The organism is Candidatus Weimeria sp. HCP3S3_B5, from assembly GCF_052064335.1.
Taxonomy (GTDB): domain Bacteria; phylum Bacillota; class Clostridia; order Lachnospirales; family Lachnospiraceae; genus Weimeria.
Window position 1 is genome coordinate 31,851 of record NZ_JBQHVU010000005.1, and the last position, 20,171, is coordinate 52,021.

Sequence of the window (20,171 nt, forward strand, 5' to 3'; positions counted from 1 at the left end):
GATAAAGGTGCAGAAGGAATATTTGGGAAAGGCTGTTTTCACAGGAATAGCCATAGGAAAGATAAGCGTCTATCACAAGAAGGATTCAGTTGTAAAAAGGGAGAGGACGGATGACCCCGAGAAGGAGATAAAGCGTTATCACGAGGCCAGCGAGGAAGCCAAAAGGGAGCTTGCCGCTCTTTATGACAAGGCCTTAAAGGAGGTCGGACAGGCAAATGCAGCCGTATTTGAGGTGCACCAGATGATGCTTGACGACCTCGATTATCAGGAGTCAGTCGAGAATATCATCCGTACCCAGAATGTAAATGCAGAGTTTGCAGTGGCTACGACCGGGGACAATTTCTCTGAGATGTTTGCCAATATGGACGATGATTATATGAGAGGAAGGGCAGCTGACGTCAAGGATATCTCGAACAGGGTCGTAGGTATCCTTTCAGGGACAGGCGGATCAGGCTTTACTGCAAAGGAGCCTTCTATCCTGCTTGCTGATGATCTGGCCCCGTCGGAGACAGTCCAGCTTGACAAGTCACTTGTCCTCTCATTTGTGACAAGGCATGGCTCTACGAATTCTCATACGGCCATTCTGGCACGTACTATGAATATACCTGCTCTAATAGGCGTGGATTTCATAGAGGATGATATGGAGGGACATACTGGTATAGTTGACGGATATACAGGAAGGTTCATTGTAGACCCTGATCAGGATGTCCTTAAGGAATATCAGGATAAGAAAAAACAGGAGGAGGAGAAGCGGAGGCTTCTTCTGGAGCTTAAAGGCAAGGAGAATATCACTAAGGACGGAGTGAAGATCAATGTCTTTGCCAATATCGGCTCGGTAAAGGATGTGGCTGATGTGCTGGCAAATGATGCCGGCGGTATAGGACTGTTCAGGAGTGAGTTCCTATATCTGGGCTGCGATGATTATCCATCCGAGGAGGAACAGTTCAAGGCCTATAAGACAGTCGCAGAGAACATGGCTGGGAAAAAGGTGATAATCAGGACTCTTGATATAGGGGCAGACAAGCAGGTCGATTATTTCCACCTGGATCACGAGGACAATCCTGCCATGGGCTTTCGTGCCATAAGGATCTGCCTGAAGAGACCGGAAATCTTCAAGACCCAGCTTCGTGCTCTTTACAGAGCAAGCTATTACGGTAATATCTCCATAATGTTCCCTATGATAATCTCGGTCGATGAGGTGAGGAGGATAAAGGAGATAATAGCCGAGGTAAAGAAGGAGCTTGACCAGCAGAATCTCCCTTATAAGGACTGCGAGCTGGGTGTCATGATCGAGACGCCTGCTGCTGTCTGGATGTCAGGAGAGCTTGCCAGGGAGGTCGACTTCTTCTCCATAGGTACAAATGATCTGACGCAGTATACCCTTGCCTGTGACAGGCAGAATCCTAACCTTGAGGACTTCTCGGATACGCATCATCCGGCTGTATTAAGAGAGATAGAATACACTATAAAGAAGGGGCACGAGGGAGGAGCCTGGGTAGGTATCTGCGGTGAGCTCGGAGCTGACACCTCACTTACCGAGACATTCCTTCGGATGGGAGTTGATGAACTTTCGGTATCTCCATCCAGAGTGCTTGCGGTAAGAGATGCGATCAGGAAGACGGATCTGTCCAGATGAGCCCTCTTTACAAAATTACCCTTTTCCTGTATAGTAAAGATTGCGGCAAAAACGCAATTAAGTTAAGAGAAAGGTTTTTATGGACGTTCCGTTAGAATGTATTGGTCGATTGTATCAGAAAGTGGCTGGGAGGCGAATAAGCCACATAAGTGAGAGGTTCCCGGAAAGGATCGAGGGCGTGGATTCATTGTTCTCGATCCCTGATGTGCTTGATCGGCACGAGGTTGACAGACCTCTTATAGTCACGGATCCGCTTGTTTCAAAAAGCTCCTTTTTCGAGAGCTTCATAAATGACAGGGAGACAGGATACGTCGTATATCACTGGGTCAAGAAGGATCCTACCATATCACAGGCAGAGGAGATAGCGGAGTTCTATCAGAAGAATGACTGCGACTCCTTTATCGCTATCGGCGGAGGAAGCGCCATGGATGCTGCAAAGGGAGCAGCAGCGGCACTGGCAAGACCGGGTAAGCGGCTTTCTGATATGAGAGGCATGAACAGGGTCAGGCATGATACTCCGTTCTTTATAGCGGTGCCTACTACAGCCGGATCAGGCTCTGAGACTACAGGCATGACAGCTCTTGGTGAGAGCACGACAGGCTACAAGATCACGATCAATGATCCTCATCTCATGCCTGATGTGGCGGTTCTTGATCCTTCGCTTCTCATAAGTCTGCCTAAGGAGGAGACAGCCTATTCAGGAATGGATGCTCTTTCCCATGCAATCGAGAGCTATATGAATACGCCGTTTCATCTCGATAATACCGCAGAGGACTGTGAAGACGCAGTAGAGGGAATAATGGACGCCCTTCCCAAGGCCTTCGAGGACGGAGAGGATCTGGCTGCAAGAGAGGAGATGCTTATAGCATCTTTTACTGCAGGAAGAGCTCTGTCGGCAAGCGGGATCGGAAATATCCATGCTATTTCCCATGCGGTAGGAGGAGCATTGTCTCTTCCGCATGGACTTGTCTGTGCGGTGGTAATGCCATATGTGCTTAGAGAGTACGGATCAGTAGCGGTACCATATCTCGCCAAGCTTGCTTCTATATGTGATATAGAAAAGGACGGCACCAGACAGGAACGGGCCATAGGTCTTATTGATACTATTCTTGACATGAACGAGGAGATGGGTATCCCGAAGCATCTTGAAATTGATGAGGCGGATATACCAAGACTCGCGGCATTTGCTTACAGGGAGGTCAATCCCTGGTATCCGGTGCCGGTCAAGTTTGACAAAAAGAGATTTGCAAAGATTTTAAGGCTTGTAAGAGCCTGATACAATGAGAGCGAGGTGACACCTTCATGGAATCGGATAATCATTATCGAGCGATGTATACAGATTTGAAAATGACATGGAGGAAATGTCACTATGTTAGATATATACAGGACCGACGATGCTGTAATACATGAAAGCGATCGTTTTGAGCCCGGCTGCTGGATCAAGCTGACCGCGCCATCTGCCGACGAGTGCGAGGAGGTGGCCACAAAATTTAAAATGGATATAGATGATGTCAGGGCGGCGCTCGATGAGGAGGAAAGCTCCAGAATCAGTGTTGAGGATGACTATACCCTTATACTTATCGATATCCCTACAGCAGAAGAAAGAAACAGCCGCCATACATATACGACTATACCGCTTGGCATCCTTTTACGGGATGATCTGATAATGACCGTATGCAACGAGGAGACATCTGTCCTCCGGTCCTTTATAGACCACAGGGTAAGAGAGTTCTCGACAAAGAAGCAGATGAGGTTTACATATCAGATCCTCTACAATACCAGCATGGTCTATCAGTCGCTTCTGCGAACTATCGACAGACAGCGTACAGAGATAGAGGAGAGGATAAACGGCGATCGTACAGAGGATGGAGATCTGGTGGATCTGCATGAGCTCGAGTCCAACCTCGTTTACTTTGCGACATCACTGCGTGCCAACAATCTCGTTGTCGACAGGCTGACCAGATATACAAAGATCAGGCAGTATGACGAGGATGAGGATATACTTGAGGACGTGATAGTCGAGACCAAGCAGGCTATAGAGATGACATCCATCTACCGTGATATAATAAACGGTACCAGGGATCTGATAAGCACCCTGATCAATAACCGTCTGAATAACGCGATGAAATATCTTGCGGCAATAACGATCGTTCTATCAGTTCCTACTATCATAGGAGGACTCTGGGGGATGAATGTCGATGCCAGATGGATGCCCTTTTCGCATACGCCGTTTGGATTCGCTATACTTTGTCTGCTTACTCTTATCATAAGCATAATAACAGCAATAGTACTAAAGAGAAGAAAGATGCTTTAGGAAAGGAGAGAAATGAAGATCTTAAGCTTCTGTGTACCATGCTATAATTCGTACACATTCATGAGAAAATGTATTGACTCGCTTCTGCCAGGAGGAGAGGATGTAGAGATCCTTATCATTGATGATGGCTCTACGGACAGGACAGGAGAGCTTGCTGACTCCTATCAGAAGGCCTATCCGGGCATAGTAAGAGCGATTCATCAGGAAAACGGAGGCCATGGTGCAGCCGTGAATACAGGTATCCGCGAGGCAAAGGGACTTTATTTCAAGGTAGTGGATTCTGATGACTGGGTGGACAGGGATGCCTATCTTCAGATCCTTGATACATTAAGACGTTTCTCTGAGATGGAGAAGCCGGTCGATATGCACCTGTCCAATTTCGTCTATGAGAAGCTGTCTACAGGTCATCAGAGAAGGATGCTGCTTTCACCTCTTTTCCCGGAGAATCAGATAATAGGCTGGGACGGGATGAAGAGAAATATCAAGGGCTTTTCTATCCTGATGCATTCTGTGATCTACCGTACAGGCCTGCTGCATGACTGCGGTCTCAAGCTTCCTTTGCATACCTTCTATGTAGACAACCTTTATGTCTATATACCGCTTATCCATGTAAAGACCCTTTACTACGAGAATGTAAGCTTCTACAGATACTACATAGGCCGCGAGGGTCAGTCAGTGGCTGAGCAGACGATGATAAAGAGGATAGACCAGCAGCTTCGGGTCAATTATGCTATGATAGACGCAGTAGACCCGTGGCAGGTAGAGGAGCCTCATCTGAGGAAGTATCTTCTGTCATATCTGGAATCAGTGACAGTGGTCTCCACATCGATCGGATATCTGTCAAAGGATCCTGTGAACTATAAGAAGATAGATGACCTCTGGAAATATATCTACGATCACGACAGGAGGACCTATCATCAGCTCAGATACGGAGTCCTGGGCTTTGCGATGAGGTTTAAGGGAGCGGCTGGCAAGAGGTTAGGGATCTTTTTCTATCATCTGGCCCAGAGATTCATTGGATTCAACTAAGGGGATTGACAAAGTTTTAACAGACTTGTATTATGAACGGAGGAGGACGGGGCAGATCCTGTCCCATTCCAAAGCCTTGATGAAGACAAGAGGGACGGTTCCTATGTCTTCGAAAAAATAAGTTAAAAGGACAGGAGACCGTCCTCCTGCCTTTTGGAGGAAAAAATGTCTGATTACAAGAATCTGAAAATCGAACAGGATGGCGCAACAGCAGTGCTTTCCATCTGCAGACCAAAGGCTCTCAACGCTCTGAATTCAGAGACTATCGATGAGCTTAACGACGCCCTGACTGAGATCGAGGCAAATGACGAGATCAAGGTCCTTATCCTTACAGGCGGTCCTTGCTTCAACAAGAAGCTCGGTGGAGACGATCCTTACCGTTCATTTGTAGCAGGTGCAGACATCTCCGAGATGTATGGATTTGATGCTCCGGCAGCAAGGAAGTTCGGAATGAAGGCAAGTGTTCCTTTCTTCAAGCTTATGAACATGAGACAGGTTACTATCGCTGCTGTAAACGGATTCGCTCTTGGCGGCGGCTGTGAGATCTCAATGGCCTGTGATATCAGGATCGCTTCAGAGAACGCTATTTTCGGACAGCCTGAGTGCGGACTCGGTATTATCCCGGGATTCGGCGGCACACAGAGACTTGCAAGGCTTGTTGGAATGGGAAGAGCCAAGGAGATGATCTTCACCTGCGAGAATATCAAGGCAGATGAGGCATACAGGATCGGCCTTGTAAATAAGGTAGTTCCTAAGGAAGAGCTTATGCCGGCTGCAAAGGCAATGGCAGAGAAGATCGAGGCAAATGCTTCATATGCTGTATCAGTAGCAAAGGCTGCTATAAACAACGGCTATGATATGGATATCAAGAATGCAGTTGAGCTCGAGGCAAATCTCTTCGGTGTAGTAAATGATACTCACGATAAGAAGGAGGGCATGGGAGCCTTCTTAAAGATCGACGGAAAGACAGACAAGAACTTTACAGATTTCTGATATAAATGGTGATATAGCCCTTATGTATCCCCGGCGCCATTGACGCCGGGTGATTTTTTAGGAGGAAAAATGGCAAAGAATCCAGTAGTTACAATAAAGATGAGCGACGGAGCCGTAATGAAGGCTGAGCTCTACCCAGAGATCGCTCCGAACACAGTTAATAATTTTATAAGCCTTATAAATCACGGCTTCTATGACGGAGTGGGCTTTCACAGGGTGATAGAGGGCTTCATGATACAGGGAGGAGATCCTGACGGAAACGGTACAGGGGGCCCTGGATATTCTATTAAGGGAGAGTTTGCCTCAAATGGCTTTAAAAATGATCTGAAGCACACAGCAGGTGTCCTTTCAATGGCTAGGACAATGGATCCGGATTCCGCCGGAAGCCAGTTCTTTATCATGCATAAGGATGCTCCGCATCTCGATGGAGAATATGCAGCCTTCGGTAAGATAATCGAGGGCATGGATGTGGTAAATAAGATAGCAGAAACAGAGACCGACTGGTCAGACAGTCCATTGGAGCCACAGGTCATGGAGGAGGTCACAGTAGAGACCTTTGGCCAGACCTATCCTGAGCCAGAAGAGGTATGAGGGCAGCTTTTCTATGCATATTCCATGAGGTGACCGGCCTTTACTGTCCGGGCTGCGGAGGGACAAGAGCACTACGCTTCCTTCTGCACGGCCATCCCCTGCTTTCGCTATGGTATCATCCTCTAGTGATCTATGGCGTTTTTCTTATCATCTATTACTGCATAAGGGCAGTCACGGCCCTTATTGCAAAAGAAAACAGCTCGTCCGGGTCCGGAGGAGCTGTAGTAAGAGCAATAGCTTTGCTTGACAGAAAGCAAAAGCTTCATAGGGATGCTCCCCTCTGGGGAGCGCTTGTCCTGCTTGTTATAAACTGCATATTAAAGAATGCTATCCTGCTGATCGCCGGAGTGGATCCACTGCCATAGATCAGTCTAGCTTAATGCCTGAAAGAAGACTTGAAAGGTCAGTGCCAAAGCCCTTCTTTTCAGGCTTTTTCTTATCATGATGGTCACTGCCCTTTCCCTTCGGACGGTTATTCCTGCGGGCCTTGTCAGGACGTTTGTTGTCTGTCCTGTTCTCATGCTTTGCCTGACTCTGACCGCCGTCTTCTCTCATAGTAAGGGAAATCCGTCCCTTTTCCTTATCTACATCAAGCACGGTAACATCTACTATATCACCTATATTCAGGACGTCGAGCGGATGATTAATATGCCTGCTTGAGATCTGCGAGATATGAACGAGGCCGTCCTCATGGACGCCTATATCTACAAAGGCTCCGAAATCTACGATATTCCTGACTGTACCCTTAAGCTTCATGCCAGGGGTCAGGTCATCCATGGAAAGTACATCGCTTCTAAGCACAGGGCGTGGCATCTCGTCACGTGGATCACGGCCAGGCTTCTTAAGCTCCTTTATTATGTCATCAAGCGTCATCTGACCTATGTTAAGCCTTGTGGCAAGGGAATCGACTGAGGATGCCCTTTTTTCTATATCGCTAAGAGCACCCTTTCTTAAGTCATCCGCGCTATAGCCGAGCAGGGAAAGCAGATCATAGGTCTTCTGGTAGCTTTCCGGATGGACACCGGTATTGTCAAGAGGCTCCTCTCCGTTACGGATACGGAGGAAGCCGGCACACTGCTCATAGGCCTTGGGCCCAAGTCCCTTTACCTTGAGCAGGTCACCCCTTCTGGTAAAGCTGCCGTTTGCCTCACGGTATTCGATGATGTTTTTGGAGGTGGTCTTCGTGATACCTGATATATAGGATAGAAGCGGAGCAGAGGCTGTATTCAGATCGACTCCGACTGAGTTTACGACCGACTCGACTACGCCTGACAGAGCCCCTGAAAGCTTCTTCTGGTTCATATCATGCTGATACTGCCCTATTCCTATGGCCTTTGGATCTATCTTTACATATTCGGACAGAGGATCGATGAGACGACGGGCAAGGGATGCCGCTCCACGTCCCTCTACATCGAGATCAGGAAGCTCCTTTGCAGCAAGCTCACTTGCCGAGTAAACGGAGGCGCCGGCCTCATTTACGATCACGTACTGAAGCGGGCGGGATGATTCCTTTATTATTTCAGCAATGATGCCCTCAGATTCCCTTGAGGCTGTACCGTTTCCAAGAGCAATGAGATCCACTGAATATCTGTCTATAAGAGCCCCGATCTTCTTCTTCGTGCCGTCTATATCATTCTTTGGCTTGAATGGGAAGACCATATCTGTAGTAAGTATACGTCCTGTGCAGTCACATACGGCAATCTTGCAGCCATGGACAAAGCCCGGATCCCAGGACAGAACGGTCTTTCCTGCTATAGGCGGGGAGAGAAGAAGGGAACGGAGATTGGCCTGAAATACCTTTATCGCTCCATCCTCAGCCATATCGGTAAGGTCACCTCTGATCTCTCTCTCGATCGAAGGGGCTATGAGTCGATCGTATGAATCTTTTATGGCATCCTTAAGGACAGGGGTGGTGACCGGATTTTCGACAGTTATGACCTGTCTCGTAAGATAGGATAGAATATCCTCACTGGGTGCAGTAATGCTTACAGAAAGACAGTCCTCCTTTTCCCCGCGGTTCATTGCGAGGATCCTGTGGCCGGGGATGGTGGAAAGCTTTTCAGAATAATCATAGTACATCTCATAGACGCCTGCATCATCTCCTTTTTTCTTTGATGAAGAGATAAGCCCCTGCTTTCTGGTAAGCTCCCTGATATGGCTTCTGTAGCTGGCATTATCAGAAATCGATTCGGCTATTATATCACAGGCACCCTGGATGGCATCCTCAGGTACATGGACGTCGTTTTCAGGATCTACATATCTGCTAGCCTCGTCGATAAGAGGGGTGGTGATCTTCTGCGAGATGATAAGCCGAGCAAGCGGCTCAAGTCCCTTTTCCCTTGCTATAGTCGCGCGGGTACGTCTCTTTGGCTTATATGGCCTGTATATATCCTCGACCTCGGCAAGGGTAAGTGCTGCGTCGAGGCTTTTTGCTATTTCGGGAGTCATGGCTCCTGCTTCCTCGATCGTGGAGCGTACAGTGGCCTTTCTTTCCTCGAGTCCCCTCAGATAGGTCAGGCGGTCGCCTAATACGCGGAGAGCGTCGTCGTCGAGACCTCCGGTGATCTCCTTTCTGTATCTGGCTATAAAGGGAATGGTATTTCCTTCGTCCAGAAGCGTTATCGCAGCATCTACCTGCGATTTCCTGACATTCAGTTCCTGTGCTATTAAAGCGTTAATATCCATTGAAATTTCCTGCTGAAAAGAATTAAATGATACATCGTCAGATTATAGACCAGTTTGATCTGTGCGTCAAATGAACTGAGGACTTGAGAAAAAGACAGGATTTATTTATAATAAAAGCTATGGAAAGATTTGAAAGCTTAAGCGATCAGGATACGAGACGGTTTGCCGAAAAGCTGGCAGAGAAGGCTGCTCCGGGGGACGTTTATACCCTTTCCGGAGATTTGGGCGTCGGGAAAACCGTATTTGCCAAGGGCTTCGCCAGGGGACTGGGAGTGACTGAGCCGGTCACAAGCCCTACATTTACAATAGTTCAGGAATACACAAGCGGACGGCTGCCCTTCTATCATTTCGATGTATACAGGATCTCTGATCCTGATGAAATGGAGGAATGCGGCTTCTATGACTATCTGGACCGCGGAGGAGTCGTCCTTATCGAATGGGCAGAGCTTATAGAGGATGTGCTTCCGAGACCCCGTACAGAGATCACCATTTCAAAGGATCTTGCGGGAGATGATGGCTACAGGCTTATAGAGATAAGGAGACGCTGAAGGGATAATAAGGATGAGGATATTAGGAATAGATTCCTCAGGACTCGTCGCATCGGTAGCGGTTATTGACGATGATGTCCTGCTTGGAGAATTTACAACAGATTACAAGAAGACCCACAGCACCACGCTTATGCCGATGCTCGATCAGCTGATACAGATGCTTGGGATCCCGCTTTCATCGATAGATGCGATAGCTGTAGCAGCAGGGCCGGGCAGCTTTACAGGACTGCGTATAGGAGCAGCGACCGTAAAGGGGCTTGCTTATGCCCTCTCTATTCCGGTGATAGCGGTTCCGACCGTAGATGCGATCGCATACAATCTATACGGATCAAGGAGACTTATCTGTCCTCTGATGGATGCCAGAAGGCAGCAGGCCTACTCGGGACTCTACAGGTTCTCAGAGACCAATAAGTTCATAGTCAGGAAGGAGCAGGCTCCTGAGAGTATAGCCGACATAATCGAAAGGATAAATATTGAGGATCTCCCGGTCACCTTCTTAGGAGACGGGGTCCCGGTATTTAAGGATTTCATAGAGAAAAATACTACTGTGGACTATGATTTCGCTCCGGCCTTCTGCAACAGGCAGAGAGCTGGCGCTGTTGCTTCTCTTGGCAGATTATATTTCGACAAGGAGTTCTATACCTCGGCAGAGGAGTTCAGACCTGTATATCTGCGCAAGTCTCAGGCTGAGAGAGAGGCAGAGGAAAGAAAAAAGGCCGGATCTGGCGCAGGAGGATACAATGCTTGATGTCTGCCTTCTGGGTACAGGCGGGATGATGCCTCTGCCGAGAAGGTTTCTTACATCACTGGCTCTTCGCTTCAATGGCAGGACGCTTCTGATAGACTGCGGGGAAGGCACTCAGGTAGCTATGAAAAAGGCAGGAGTTTCTCCATATCCTATCGACGCTATCTGCTTTACCCACTATCATGCCGATCATATAAGCGGACTTCCTGGTCTGCTGCTTGATATGGGAAATTCCGACAGGACGGAGCCTGTCCATCTCTACGGACCCAGAGGCCTTAAAAGGATAGTATCGGCGCTTACAGTGATTACTCCCCAGCTTCCCTTTGAACTTGTCTGTCACGAATACCACAACGACGAGGAGATCTTTGCAGTCAGCGGTATCAGGGTAAGGGCCTTCAGGGTCTGTCACAATATGATCTGCTATGGATACACAGCAGAGATAGACAGGAAGGGAAGATTCAATGCTGATGCAGCAAGGTCGCTTGGAATCCCGCTTGAGTACTGGCATCTGCTGCAGAAGGGTCAGGAGGTAGGAGGCTTTGTACCGGGTCAGGTAATGGGACCTGACAGGAAGGGACTGAAGGTCACCTATACTACTGATACCAGACCAGTCAGATCGATAGAAGAGAATGCAGCAGGCAGCGATCTCTTTATCTGCGAGGGAATGTACGGAGACCCTGAGAAGGCAGCAAGCGCCAAGGAGAAAAAGCACATGACCATGCAGGAGGCTGCCGGTCTTGCAGCAAGAGCCGGAGTAGGGGAATTATGGCTTACACATTATTCTCCATCTATGACAGATCCGAGGATATATACAAAGGAGCTTGAGAGGATATTTAAAGCCACAACTGTCTGCAGGGATGGATGGAAGAAGGAGCTTGATTTTACAGACGAAGGAGAGGCCTGACTATGAGTGCGAGAAGAACGGCGCGAACGGTTATATTGGTACTTATCTGTGCATGTATAGTAGTCGGATACTACACCTATCTGGACAGGACCACGTCTGAGAAGGCGAATAATTCTGAGAATGTAAGGATCACTGAAAAGGACAGGCTCCTTACTATGGACTTCGAGAAGAATTATCCTCCAACTCCGCGCGAGGTCATAAAGGTATACAACAGATACTTGAATCTATGCTTCGGTGGCAGCAAGCTTTCTTCAAAGGATATAAAGACTCTTGCGGGCAAGATCCGCCAGATGATGGATCCAAAGCTTGCCGATGCGAATCCGGCAGATGACTATGAAAGGAGTCTGTCACAGGAGATAAAGGAGTATAAGAGCAGAAAGTCCAAGATGATAAGCACCGATGTATGTGATACCTCCGATGTGATATACGGTAAGCTTGACGGCAGTGATGTAGCCTATGTCAGGGCGACATATTCCATTAAGGAAGCCTCAAGCTATCAGAGGACCTTTCAGAGGTTTATCCTCAGGATGGATGATAAGGATCACTGGAAGATAGTCGGATTCGAGCTTACTGATGCTGATGGCAATCCATTAGCTCAGGGACACGTGATAAAAGCTGGAGAAAAAACAAAGTGAAGATTTTAGGAATTGAAAGCTCCTGCGACGAGACCGCAGCAGCTGTGGTCTGTGATGGCAGGAAGGTCCTTTCAAATGAGATATCAACCCAGATCCCCATACATACTCTCTATGGCGGAGTAGTACCGGAGATCGCTTCGAGAAAGCATGTGGAGAGGATCACCCAGGTCGTCGATCTGGCCTTGAGAAAGGCGGATGTGAGCCAGAAGGAAATAGACGCGGTTGCGGTTACCTACGGACCGGGGCTGGTTGGACCTCTTCTGGTAGGAGTATCCTTTGCAAAGGCATTTGCTTATGCTAATGGAAAGCCGCTTATAGGGATAAATCATATATCAGGTCACATAAGCGCGAATTACATAGCTTCACCTGAGCTAAAGCCTCCATTTCTCTGCCTTGTGGTATCTGGAGGACATACACATCTGGCCAGGGTTAAGGACTACGGAGTTTATGAGGTCCTGGGCCGTACTGTTGATGATGCGGCAGGAGAAGCCTTTGACAAGGTCGCAAGAGCCATAGGCCTTGGATATCCTGGCGGGCCAAAGATTGAAAAGGCTGCCAGGGAGGGGGATAAGGACGCGATAGATTTTCCTCAGGCTAAGGTAGCAGACCATCCATATGATTTCTCATTCTCAGGACTTAAGTCGGCAGTGCTCAATTATCTGAATCATCAGAAGATGTCGGGCGAGGGTATCTCACGGAATGACGTCGCAGCTTCATTCCAGAAGGCGGTAGTAGAGGCTCTCACAGGTCATGTGTCAATGGCCCTGGAGGAATTCGGTGAGAAAAAGTTCGCTCTGGCAGGAGGGGTTGCTTCTAACGGAGCCTTAAGAGAAGCAGTAAGAAAGGCATGTGAGGAGCACGGAGTGTCATTTTACTGTCCTGATCCTATCCTTTGTACGGATAATGGGGCGATGATTGCCGCTGCCGGATACCATGAATACCTTAAGGGGACGCGGTCCGGACTGGATCTTAATGCCATTCCTTCTCTTTCCTTATGAGAAGATCAGTGAGGGTCTATGCTTAGAGAAAAAGCTCTTTTATACATCGAAAAAAACAGGGAAAATGTGATCGATCTTCTGACCGCTGTGACCGAGATTCCGGCTCCTACCGGAGATGAGGGTGAGCGGTCAGAATTCATATTGAATTACCTTGAGAATAACGGCGCAATCGGAGTATACAAGGATGCAGCCGGAAATGTGATCTATCCATATGGTATCAGAGCCGGAAAGCACAATGCAGTGATGATAGCCCATATGGACACTGTCTTCAAGAGGGATGTAAGCCTTTCCGTAAAGGAACATGACAGTAAGCTGTACTGTCCCGGCATAGGAGATGACACTGCAAATCTTGTCTGTCTGATGCTTCTTGCGGCTTTTGCTGCCAAGGAAAAGCCATCTATCAGATGCGGCATATACTTCGTTTTCGGGACCTGTGAGGAGGGCCTTGGGAACCTGAAGGGCAGCAGGCGATTTATGGAGGAGCATGCTGACAGGATCTCGCATTTCTGGGCCTTTGATCTCTATTACAGAAAGATCTATACAGATGTGGTAGGCTCCCTGCGCTATAGGATAAGGATCAATACCATAGGCGGACATTCATATCTGAATTTCGGAAACCCAAACGCTATTTATGTGGCTTCACAGATCATAGGCGACCTCTACCGCCTGAAGCCTTCTCAGGATGAGGTCTTTACCTATAATGTCGGGACTATAGCCGGAGGAAACTCTGTAAACAGCATAGCTGAGGAGGCCTCGTTTACGATGGAGTTTCGTACCGCTGACCCTATGGTAATGAAGAAATGCGATCAGGCTATCCATGATATACTGAAGCGTTATAAGCCTCTTACCACAGGGATTTCCATAGAGCTTCTGGGAAAAAGGCCATGTGCCCAGGGCGTTCCTGAGGAATCCGTTGAGAAGATGATAGAGCGGGCAAGAGAGAGTATAAGGTCAGTTATAGGGATCGATCCGGAGGAGACCTCAGCATCTACAGACTGTAATATACCTCTTTCGATGGGAGTTCCTGCCATCTGCATAGGACTCTGCGACGGAGCCATGCTCCATACCGAGGAGGAATGGATCTGGAAGGATTCTGTTGCAAAGGGCCTTAAGCTGCTATTTCATCTGACCTACAGATACTATATGGATGAAGATTGAAAGCTGCTTGAGGTTTTTTAAATAAATGATTGAAGCCTGAACTGCTTTTCTTGTAAAAAAACGGGTTTTTCCCGGCCTTTTTTCCGGGAAAACAAAAAAATCACTTCACATTCATTTTCAAACTGATATAATAGCCCTTGGAAACAGGGAAGAGGAAATGCTCCCTGCTCACTATCAATGTTACAAGGAGGAAATAGTTAATGAATTACTTCAAAAAGGGACTTGCAGTTGCACTTGCAGCAGCCTGTGCATTTACCTTTGCACCGGTTGCAGCTACTACACTTGCAGCAAATGCGGAGACAACAGACAAGACAGAGGTAAGCTATTCAGTAAAGGGTGAGAAGAAGACTGCCCAGACTGATGCAGCTCTTAGTGCCTCGAAGAAGACAAATGCGGCTATCGAGCTTGATACAGTTGTAAACAAGACAACTACCATAGCAGTAGCCAACACCTCAGCAGCTGTATACTATATGCCTGAGGACGCTACAGTAGTAAGCGCAAAGCCAGCAGGATCGGATGATAAGACCGCTACTGTTGCCGCTTTAAAGGCAGGCACTACAAAGATCAACATCACTGTAGGAAGTGCAAAGTATTCGATCCCTGTAAATGTTTCATCAACAGGATCTGATGTGGTAAAGACTCAGGTCAATGGAAAGGATGCAAGCGAACTCGATCTTGATTCTTACGCTTCTACAGCACCGAATGCTGTAAAGTCAGTAAAGATTACAGGAAGCTCACTGTGCGGACTGCCTGTAGTATATGATCTTTATACCGATAAGGACGGAAAGGCCATTGCAGGAAATTCAAATGCAATTGCTTCGGTTGCCCAGGATGGTACAGTTACAGCTGGAAAGACAGCAGGAACTGTTTATGTAAAGGTCTACACGGCTGATTCAAACGCAAGGCAGATAAAGGGTGATGCAAAGTGGGTAAAGGTCACTGTAAATACTGACGCCCAGGCCATCATCACAGCTCCGTCAGAGATAAAGCTCGACTTCAAGAACCACTCAAAGGTCGACCTCGCAAAGGAGATCACAAGCAATGCAAAGAACGCTACAGTTTCCTATACAAAGAAGGCATATGACAAGCAGAATGTGAATGCAGCTGATATCACAGGAACTGTCTTAAGTGCAAAGCAGATCGGTGAGATGACTCTTGTCGTAACCGTTGGCAAGGGAACTGATACCCGTGCCACAAGCAAGGAGATCAAGGTTTCTGTTGTTGATGAGATAAAGAAGAGCGCAGCTAAGATCACTGTTGCTCCTAATGTCCGTCTTCTTGTCGGAGGTACGCAGGCTCTTGACGCAGAGACTACAGCTACTGGCGCAGCCATTAGCTACAGTTCTGATAATACTTCTGTTGCTGATGTAGACAGCGCAACAGGAATCGTTACTGCCAAGGCAGCAGGTATTGCAACCATCACCGTAAAGTCTGCAGCAACAAATGACTTCGATCAGGCAACTGCAACGGTTACTGTCATAGTTGACAAGCAGGAGATCGTAGTAAAGCCACAGACAGTAAAGGGTGTGAAGGTCGCTAACGTAAAGGGAGCTAAGGTAAAGGTCAGCTGGAAGAGTCAGGGCGGAAATGTCCTCTACCGTGTATATAAGAAGGTAGGCTCATCAAAGAAGTGGTCTGGAAAGAACGTTACCGGAAGCAGCACTACTCTCGCTGTAAAGAGCGGAGCAAAGGTTACTGTAAAGGTAAAGGCTTATACAGTCGATGCCACAGGCAAGAAGACCTGGGGTCCAAAGGCTACAGTAGCAAAGGCCTTCAAGACTGACAGAAAGTGATCTGGAAAAGACAAGATAAAAAAGGGCACCCATATGGGTGCTCTTTTTTTTAGGCAGAGGCAAGCTCATTTAGTCGTATAAGGAAGCTTGTCTGGTCTGTCACAAGCTCCGAGTCCATACCGAAGGCTCTTGCACCCTCGACATTTTCACTGCGGTCATCGAAGAAGATGCTTTCCTTCGGATCAAGCGAGTATTTCTCACATAGAGCTGCATAGATATCACGGTCCGGCTTTGCCTTATGGATCATGTAGGAGACCATGGCTCCGTCCATATCGTCCATGAAATCAGAATATTGTGTGTGCTTCTTGAAAAGTCCCTCTGGATAGTTGGAGAGAAGGTAGAGATTATAGCCGGCCAGTTTCAGGCGATGTACCATATCCCATATCTTGGGGCGGGGAACATGCATGAATTCACCATGCTCTATGAACCATCTGATCACCTTTATATCAGAAGGATAGAGTTTCTCGAAATCGGCAATGATCTCTTCGTCAGTTTCGATTCCAAGATCAAACTTATGCCAGATACCCTGTGGAGAGTCAAACATTTCGTGACCTACCCGTTCTGCCTGGTCGAGAGAGAGGCCATAGTCAGTTAGCATTGCCCTCCAGCGGTAGAGAAGCAGAACATCTCCCAGATCAAAAATGATATTCCTGTATTTTTTCATCAAAAATTCACCTCGTCTATGGAATTATAACAGTTTTCATGGTAAAATCAAAGTGATAGACAAAGTACAAGGAGGTGCCGGTATGGGAGCTTTTCAGATCACAGGATATGGATATGATCCTTATAGTGCATACCAGAGCTCTTTAGCTACAGGTGCAGGAAGAGATGAAAATACAAAAAAGCCTGTCTTAAATCCCGGTGAGTCGGAGGAGATAAAACCCGGTAAGAAGTCATCACCTGCTGAATGTGAGACATGCAGGAAGAGGAAATACCAGGATGGATCAGACGAAGGAAATGTATCGTTCAAGTCTGCCGCCCATGTGAGTCCTGAGGCTGCCGGGGCTGCGGTAAGAGCCCATGAGGGCGAGCATGTGGCCAATGCTTACAATAAGGCAAAGCAGGGTGGCGGTAAGGTCCTGCAGGCTTCAGTAGCGATACATACTGCTGTATGTCCTGAGTGCGGCAGAGTCTATGTGTCCGGCGGTACCACGACGACAAAGATCGCCTATCCGAACGAGACCAATCCATATCAGAGGAATGCTGCCTCCTATGACAGGGCAAGGGGTCTCGTCGGATCTAACCTTGATCTTACTGCCTAGGCTATGCTGAGGGCAAGCTCCATCATATCGGTGAAGGATCTTTCTCTCTGATCACTTGAGAGTTCCCTTCCGGTCAGGATCTCATCGGAGATAGTGAGTATCGAAAGGGCTTTTTTGTGAAGCCGCGCAGCCTCCATATAGAGGGCTGCGCTTTCCATTTCTATGCAGAGCACGCCCATCCTTATCCAGCCATCATTGGCGTCAGGATCGTCACAGTAGAATGTATCTGATGACAGCACATTTCCAACCTTTACTGAAAGCCCCGATTTCCCGGCGGCTGTATAGGCTGCATTCAGAAGACCGAAGTCGGCTGTCGGCGCAAAGGTTCCCTTAAGTCTGTACTGAGAGGCAAAGGCAGAGTTGGTGCAGGCTCCCTCTGCCAGGACTATATCTCTTACTTTGCAATCCTGACTTATGGAACCGGCTGTGCCTACCCGGATTATCTGATCTACATCATAGAAGCTGAAAAGCTCATGGCAGTAGATCCCCATGGACGGCATCCCCATACCGGCTCCCATTACGGAGATTTCTTTCCCGCCATATGTCCCGGTGAAGCCGAGCATATTTCTGACATCGGTTACCAGCCGTGGATTCTCAAGAAAATGCATGGCTATGAATTTCGCTCTGAGCGGGTCCCCCGGCATCAGGACAGTCCTTGCGAAATCCCCCTTTTCTCCTCTGTTATGTGGTGTTGCCATAGATTCATTCCTCCTAATTTAATAAGCATTTTCAAAGGTTACAGCATGAACAGGCTTCCTTTTTAGAATGTTCAGGTATCTTTATTTTAACAGAAAGAAGAAGTTTTTTCTATCCAGATCTTAGCAACGGAAAGATTTAACTGCTGGTCTGCCAGAAACTTCTACTGGAGCTAGTAAGATTATTGTTATGCTTATGGCAATTGAGAATAGTAATTCCGCTAAGTCATTAACTGCTATTAGTGATGGAAGAAGTATTACTGCGAAAAAGACCGCATAGGAGATCACTTCTATTGATCAGCTCCTATGTCCGCAGCTGTCGAGTGAGTGAAGTAAACGACTGTCTTTCCGAGGTTATAGGAATGATTATATTTACTATCCAGGGATCTCCGGAATTACATGACATGAATCCGTAGTATTTTTCTACAGTATTTCTTATATTTGACAAGCCATATCCATGATCAAATTCATCAGAGGCATCTGAAGAAACAGCTGACATCTTGTCAGGTATGTTATTTTCACATGATATTCGAAACCGGTTATCCAGACCAGTAGACACATCAAATTATATCATAAAAAGATCAGAAAAGATAGAAAGGGTTATGAAAAGAAAGAAATAAGCAGAGAATAATTGAGAAAAGTTATTAAAACCTTTTTTTAGTCATTCATCAGCGCGTTTTGATCATTCATCGCAGATTTCTAAGGTGAAGGGATTTTTGTGCTACAATATATCCATCTGATGGTCAAAATAGATATGAACGTGAGGTGACAAGGTGAAAGAAAAGATTATCAGAATACTAACGGGAATTGGCATTGCTATTTGCTCTTTGGCAGTTATGGTAGCTCCGGTTGCAGAATATGCATGCAGGTTCTATTGGTATCAGCCTAATGAGCCAGGCAATCTAAGGGTTTTATTTTAAGGAATTATGAACGGGAGGATTTTATGAGAAAACCATTCAAAATAGTTTTAGGAGTATTGGCTATGACTTGCATTATGAGTACGGTTGGACAGGCTGTACACGCGAATAATCATACGGATACGCCGTTTGATTTTGAAGTGGATTACTGTGCTGGAACTGATCAGATGGTTGATAAGCCACGCCGTAAAATGGATAACACAGCAAGCTATGTTAAATTGACGGCAAAATCAGATGATGCCTGGCCGAGTTTTAGGGGAACCAATTCCTCTACAAATTATACGTTGGGATTGGATGAGGAAACTGGTTCGTCTAGTAAGCTGAGGGCAGGAAATTATAGATATATATCAAATAGTGCATATCCAAAGTATAAGTACACCTATCTGATGCTTGGAAGTAATGATAATAGGGTCCGTTTTATTGGAAGATGGAGCCCTGATAATATTAGTGGCAGGTATTGATGAGAAAAGGAGATTATCTCTACATCAGATATATTTTCATAGCGGGGCTTCTGATCATGTTGCAGGCAGCCCTGCTTCTTATCGCTATTGATATCGACAGATGGACCGGTCATGGAATGCCAGGATATGCTGATTATATATCCCGATGGTTTCGGGGACCGAGTATCAGGACAGGAGACTTTAAACCGGATATTCCATATTACTGGCTGTCAATTCAGATATGCTATATACTGGGATGTAGCGATGAAATAAGCAGGGATCTGAATGATGGCTGTATAATGAAGCTTATAAGGATACCAGACAGAAAAGTATGGTGGAAAAGAAAGATCAGGCAACTGCTTTGTTATACGGTATCTTTTTTTCTGTGCCTTTATATGATGATCATTATAACTGTGGCAATTACGGGTGGTATGAATTCTGATGCACATATATGGGATGCAGGCTATTCGGATACAAGGCTTCTTAATAAAACGATCATTTGTCTAATCTTTATCCAGGCATCACTTGGTATATGCGCAGGGATGTTTCAGATGCTGATGGAGATGCTCACGCGGCAGACAGTCGGTATATGTATAAATATTTCTATAGCGCTGATGTCGGCCTTTCCAACTGTTGCGGATAAAAGCCCTTATCGCTATACGATGATAGACAGACTTTATGATCTTGCTATAAGCAGCAATTACAGTATATACCTGGTTTCAGTATTGATAATAGCTGTTTTTTCAGCTATAGCAATGATTCTTTATATAATAGGTGGAAGGAGAGCAAAGAAAGTTGAGTTCCTTTAAAAGATCATCAGGTCTTTAT

Annotated in this window: 22 protein-coding genes; 18 read left to right on the forward strand and 4 right to left on the reverse strand. The window is 46.8% G+C overall.

Translation table 11 applies throughout. The annotated features are described in order from the left end of the window. Positions 1-7: 7 nt before the first annotated feature. The 7 genes from ptsP to ACTNCK_RS03705 all read left to right on the forward strand — a co-directional run bounded on the left by ptsP (position 8) and on the right by ACTNCK_RS03705 (position 6,928). The gene (ptsP, locus tag ACTNCK_RS03675) at positions 8-1,636 is read left to right on the forward strand and encodes a phosphoenolpyruvate--protein phosphotransferase (RefSeq protein WP_441081028.1); all 1,629 of its coding nucleotides are present in this window, start codon (positions 8-10) and stop codon (positions 1,634-1,636) included. Between the two features lie 178 nt (positions 1,637-1,814). Beyond that, the gene (locus tag ACTNCK_RS03680; protein WP_441081029.1) at positions 1,815-2,912 is read left to right on the forward strand and encodes an iron-containing alcohol dehydrogenase; all 1,098 of its coding nucleotides are present in this window, start codon (positions 1,815-1,817) and stop codon (positions 2,910-2,912) included. 93 nt (positions 2,913-3,005) lie between these two features. Continuing rightward, entirely contained in the window at positions 3,006-3,950 is a 945-nt protein-coding gene (locus ACTNCK_RS03685; RefSeq protein WP_441081030.1) for a magnesium transporter CorA family protein, read from the forward strand. A 12-nt stretch (positions 3,951-3,962) separates the two neighbouring features. Continuing rightward, positions 3,963-4,979, forward strand: a complete 1,017-nt coding sequence (locus tag ACTNCK_RS03690; RefSeq protein WP_441081031.1) for a glycosyltransferase family 2 protein — start codon at positions 3,963-3,965, stop codon at positions 4,977-4,979. 165 nt (positions 4,980-5,144) lie between these two features. Beyond that, the gene (locus ACTNCK_RS03695) at positions 5,145-5,972 is read left to right on the forward strand and encodes an enoyl-CoA hydratase-related protein (RefSeq protein ID WP_441081032.1); all 828 of its coding nucleotides are present in this window, start codon (positions 5,145-5,147) and stop codon (positions 5,970-5,972) included. Between the two features lie 69 nt (positions 5,973-6,041). Next, entirely contained in the window at positions 6,042-6,563 is a 522-nt protein-coding gene (locus ACTNCK_RS03700) for a peptidylprolyl isomerase (protein WP_441081033.1), read from the forward strand. After that, positions 6,560-6,928 carry a DUF2752 domain-containing protein gene (locus ACTNCK_RS03705; protein ID WP_441081034.1) on the forward strand — a complete coding sequence of 123 codons (369 nt, stop codon included), beginning with the start codon at positions 6,560-6,562 and terminating at the stop codon, positions 6,926-6,928. Before ACTNCK_RS03700 ends, ACTNCK_RS03705 begins: the two co-directional genes overlap by 4 nt. Position 6,929: 1 nt before the next feature. Here the strand turns inward: ACTNCK_RS03705 and ACTNCK_RS03710 are convergent, their stop codons facing one another. Beyond that, entirely contained in the window at positions 6,930-9,248 is a 2,319-nt protein-coding gene (locus ACTNCK_RS03710; RefSeq protein WP_441081035.1) for a Tex family protein, read from the reverse strand. A gap of 119 nt (positions 9,249-9,367) precedes the next feature. Between ACTNCK_RS03710 and tsaE the strand changes: the two genes are divergently transcribed. The 7 genes from tsaE to ACTNCK_RS03745 all read left to right on the forward strand — a co-directional run bounded on the left by tsaE (position 9,368) and on the right by ACTNCK_RS03745 (position 16,029). Beyond that, positions 9,368-9,796, forward strand: a complete 429-nt coding sequence (gene tsaE / locus ACTNCK_RS03715; protein WP_441081036.1) for a tRNA (adenosine(37)-N6)-threonylcarbamoyltransferase complex ATPase subunit type 1 TsaE — start codon at positions 9,368-9,370, stop codon at positions 9,794-9,796. A gap of 13 nt (positions 9,797-9,809) precedes the next feature. Then, on the forward strand, positions 9,810-10,544 hold the full coding sequence (gene tsaB, locus ACTNCK_RS03720; RefSeq protein WP_441081037.1) for a tRNA (adenosine(37)-N6)-threonylcarbamoyltransferase complex dimerization subunit type 1 TsaB: 735 nt from the start codon (positions 9,810-9,812) through the stop codon (positions 10,542-10,544). Then, on the forward strand, positions 10,537-11,445 hold the full coding sequence (locus ACTNCK_RS03725) for a ribonuclease Z (RefSeq protein ID WP_441081038.1): 909 nt from the start codon (positions 10,537-10,539) through the stop codon (positions 11,443-11,445). The genes tsaB and ACTNCK_RS03725 overlap by 8 nt, the downstream gene beginning before the upstream one ends. Positions 11,446-11,447: 2 nt before the next feature. Further along, positions 11,448-12,080, forward strand: coding sequence for a DUF6715 family protein (locus tag ACTNCK_RS03730; RefSeq protein WP_441081039.1), 633 nt, complete (start codon positions 11,448-11,450; stop codon positions 12,078-12,080). Continuing rightward, positions 12,077-13,078, forward strand: coding sequence for a tRNA (adenosine(37)-N6)-threonylcarbamoyltransferase complex transferase subunit TsaD (tsaD, locus tag ACTNCK_RS03735; protein ID WP_441081040.1), 1,002 nt, complete (start codon positions 12,077-12,079; stop codon positions 13,076-13,078). Before ACTNCK_RS03730 ends, tsaD begins: the two co-directional genes overlap by 4 nt. Positions 13,079-13,096: 18 nt before the next feature. Further along, complete coding sequence (locus ACTNCK_RS03740; RefSeq protein WP_441081041.1) at positions 13,097-14,236, forward strand: M20/M25/M40 family metallo-hydrolase; 1,140 nt, start codon at positions 13,097-13,099, stop codon at positions 14,234-14,236. Positions 14,237-14,436: 200 nt separating this feature from the next. After that, on the forward strand, positions 14,437-16,029 hold the full coding sequence (locus tag ACTNCK_RS03745; protein WP_441081042.1) for an Ig-like domain-containing protein: 1,593 nt from the start codon (positions 14,437-14,439) through the stop codon (positions 16,027-16,029). Positions 16,030-16,078: 49 nt separating this feature from the next. On the opposite strand, the gene ACTNCK_RS03750 is transcribed toward ACTNCK_RS03745, so the two are convergent. After that, positions 16,079-16,693: an HAD family hydrolase gene (locus ACTNCK_RS03750; protein WP_441081043.1), complete on the reverse strand. Its 615-nt coding sequence runs from the start codon at positions 16,691-16,693 to the stop codon at positions 16,079-16,081. An 82-nt stretch (positions 16,694-16,775) separates the two neighbouring features. Here ACTNCK_RS03750 and ACTNCK_RS03755 point away from each other — a divergent pair, with 82 nt between their 5' ends. Beyond that, positions 16,776-17,291 carry a hypothetical protein gene (locus ACTNCK_RS03755; RefSeq protein ID WP_441081044.1) on the forward strand — a complete coding sequence of 172 codons (516 nt, stop codon included), beginning with the start codon at positions 16,776-16,778 and terminating at the stop codon, positions 17,289-17,291. Here the strand turns inward: ACTNCK_RS03755 and deoD are convergent. Further along, positions 17,288-17,989 carry a purine-nucleoside phosphorylase gene (deoD, locus tag ACTNCK_RS03760; protein WP_441081045.1) on the reverse strand — a complete coding sequence of 234 codons (702 nt, stop codon included), beginning with the start codon at positions 17,987-17,989 and terminating at the stop codon, positions 17,288-17,290. The genes ACTNCK_RS03755 and deoD overlap by 4 nt on opposite strands. Before the next feature lie 301 nt (positions 17,990-18,290). Further along, positions 18,291-18,545: a GHKL domain-containing protein gene (locus ACTNCK_RS03765; protein ID WP_441081046.1), complete on the reverse strand. Its 255-nt coding sequence runs from the start codon at positions 18,543-18,545 to the stop codon at positions 18,291-18,293. 214 nt (positions 18,546-18,759) lie between these two features. Here ACTNCK_RS03765 and ACTNCK_RS03770 point away from each other — a divergent pair, with 214 nt between their 5' ends. From ACTNCK_RS03770 to ACTNCK_RS03780, 3 genes are read left to right on the forward strand one after another with little or no spacing between them, the layout of a single operon-like run. Beyond that, positions 18,760-18,906 carry a cyclic lactone autoinducer peptide gene (locus ACTNCK_RS03770; RefSeq protein ID WP_441081047.1) on the forward strand — a complete coding sequence of 49 codons (147 nt, stop codon included), beginning with the start codon at positions 18,760-18,762 and terminating at the stop codon, positions 18,904-18,906. A 23-nt stretch (positions 18,907-18,929) separates the two neighbouring features. Continuing rightward, positions 18,930-19,364, forward strand: coding sequence for a hypothetical protein (locus ACTNCK_RS03775; protein ID WP_441081049.1), 435 nt, complete (start codon positions 18,930-18,932; stop codon positions 19,362-19,364). Next, positions 19,364-20,152 carry a hypothetical protein gene (locus ACTNCK_RS03780; protein WP_441081050.1) on the forward strand — a complete coding sequence of 263 codons (789 nt, stop codon included), beginning with the start codon at positions 19,364-19,366 and terminating at the stop codon, positions 20,150-20,152. Before ACTNCK_RS03775 ends, ACTNCK_RS03780 begins: the two co-directional genes overlap by 1 nt. Positions 20,153-20,171: the final 19 nt, after the last annotated feature.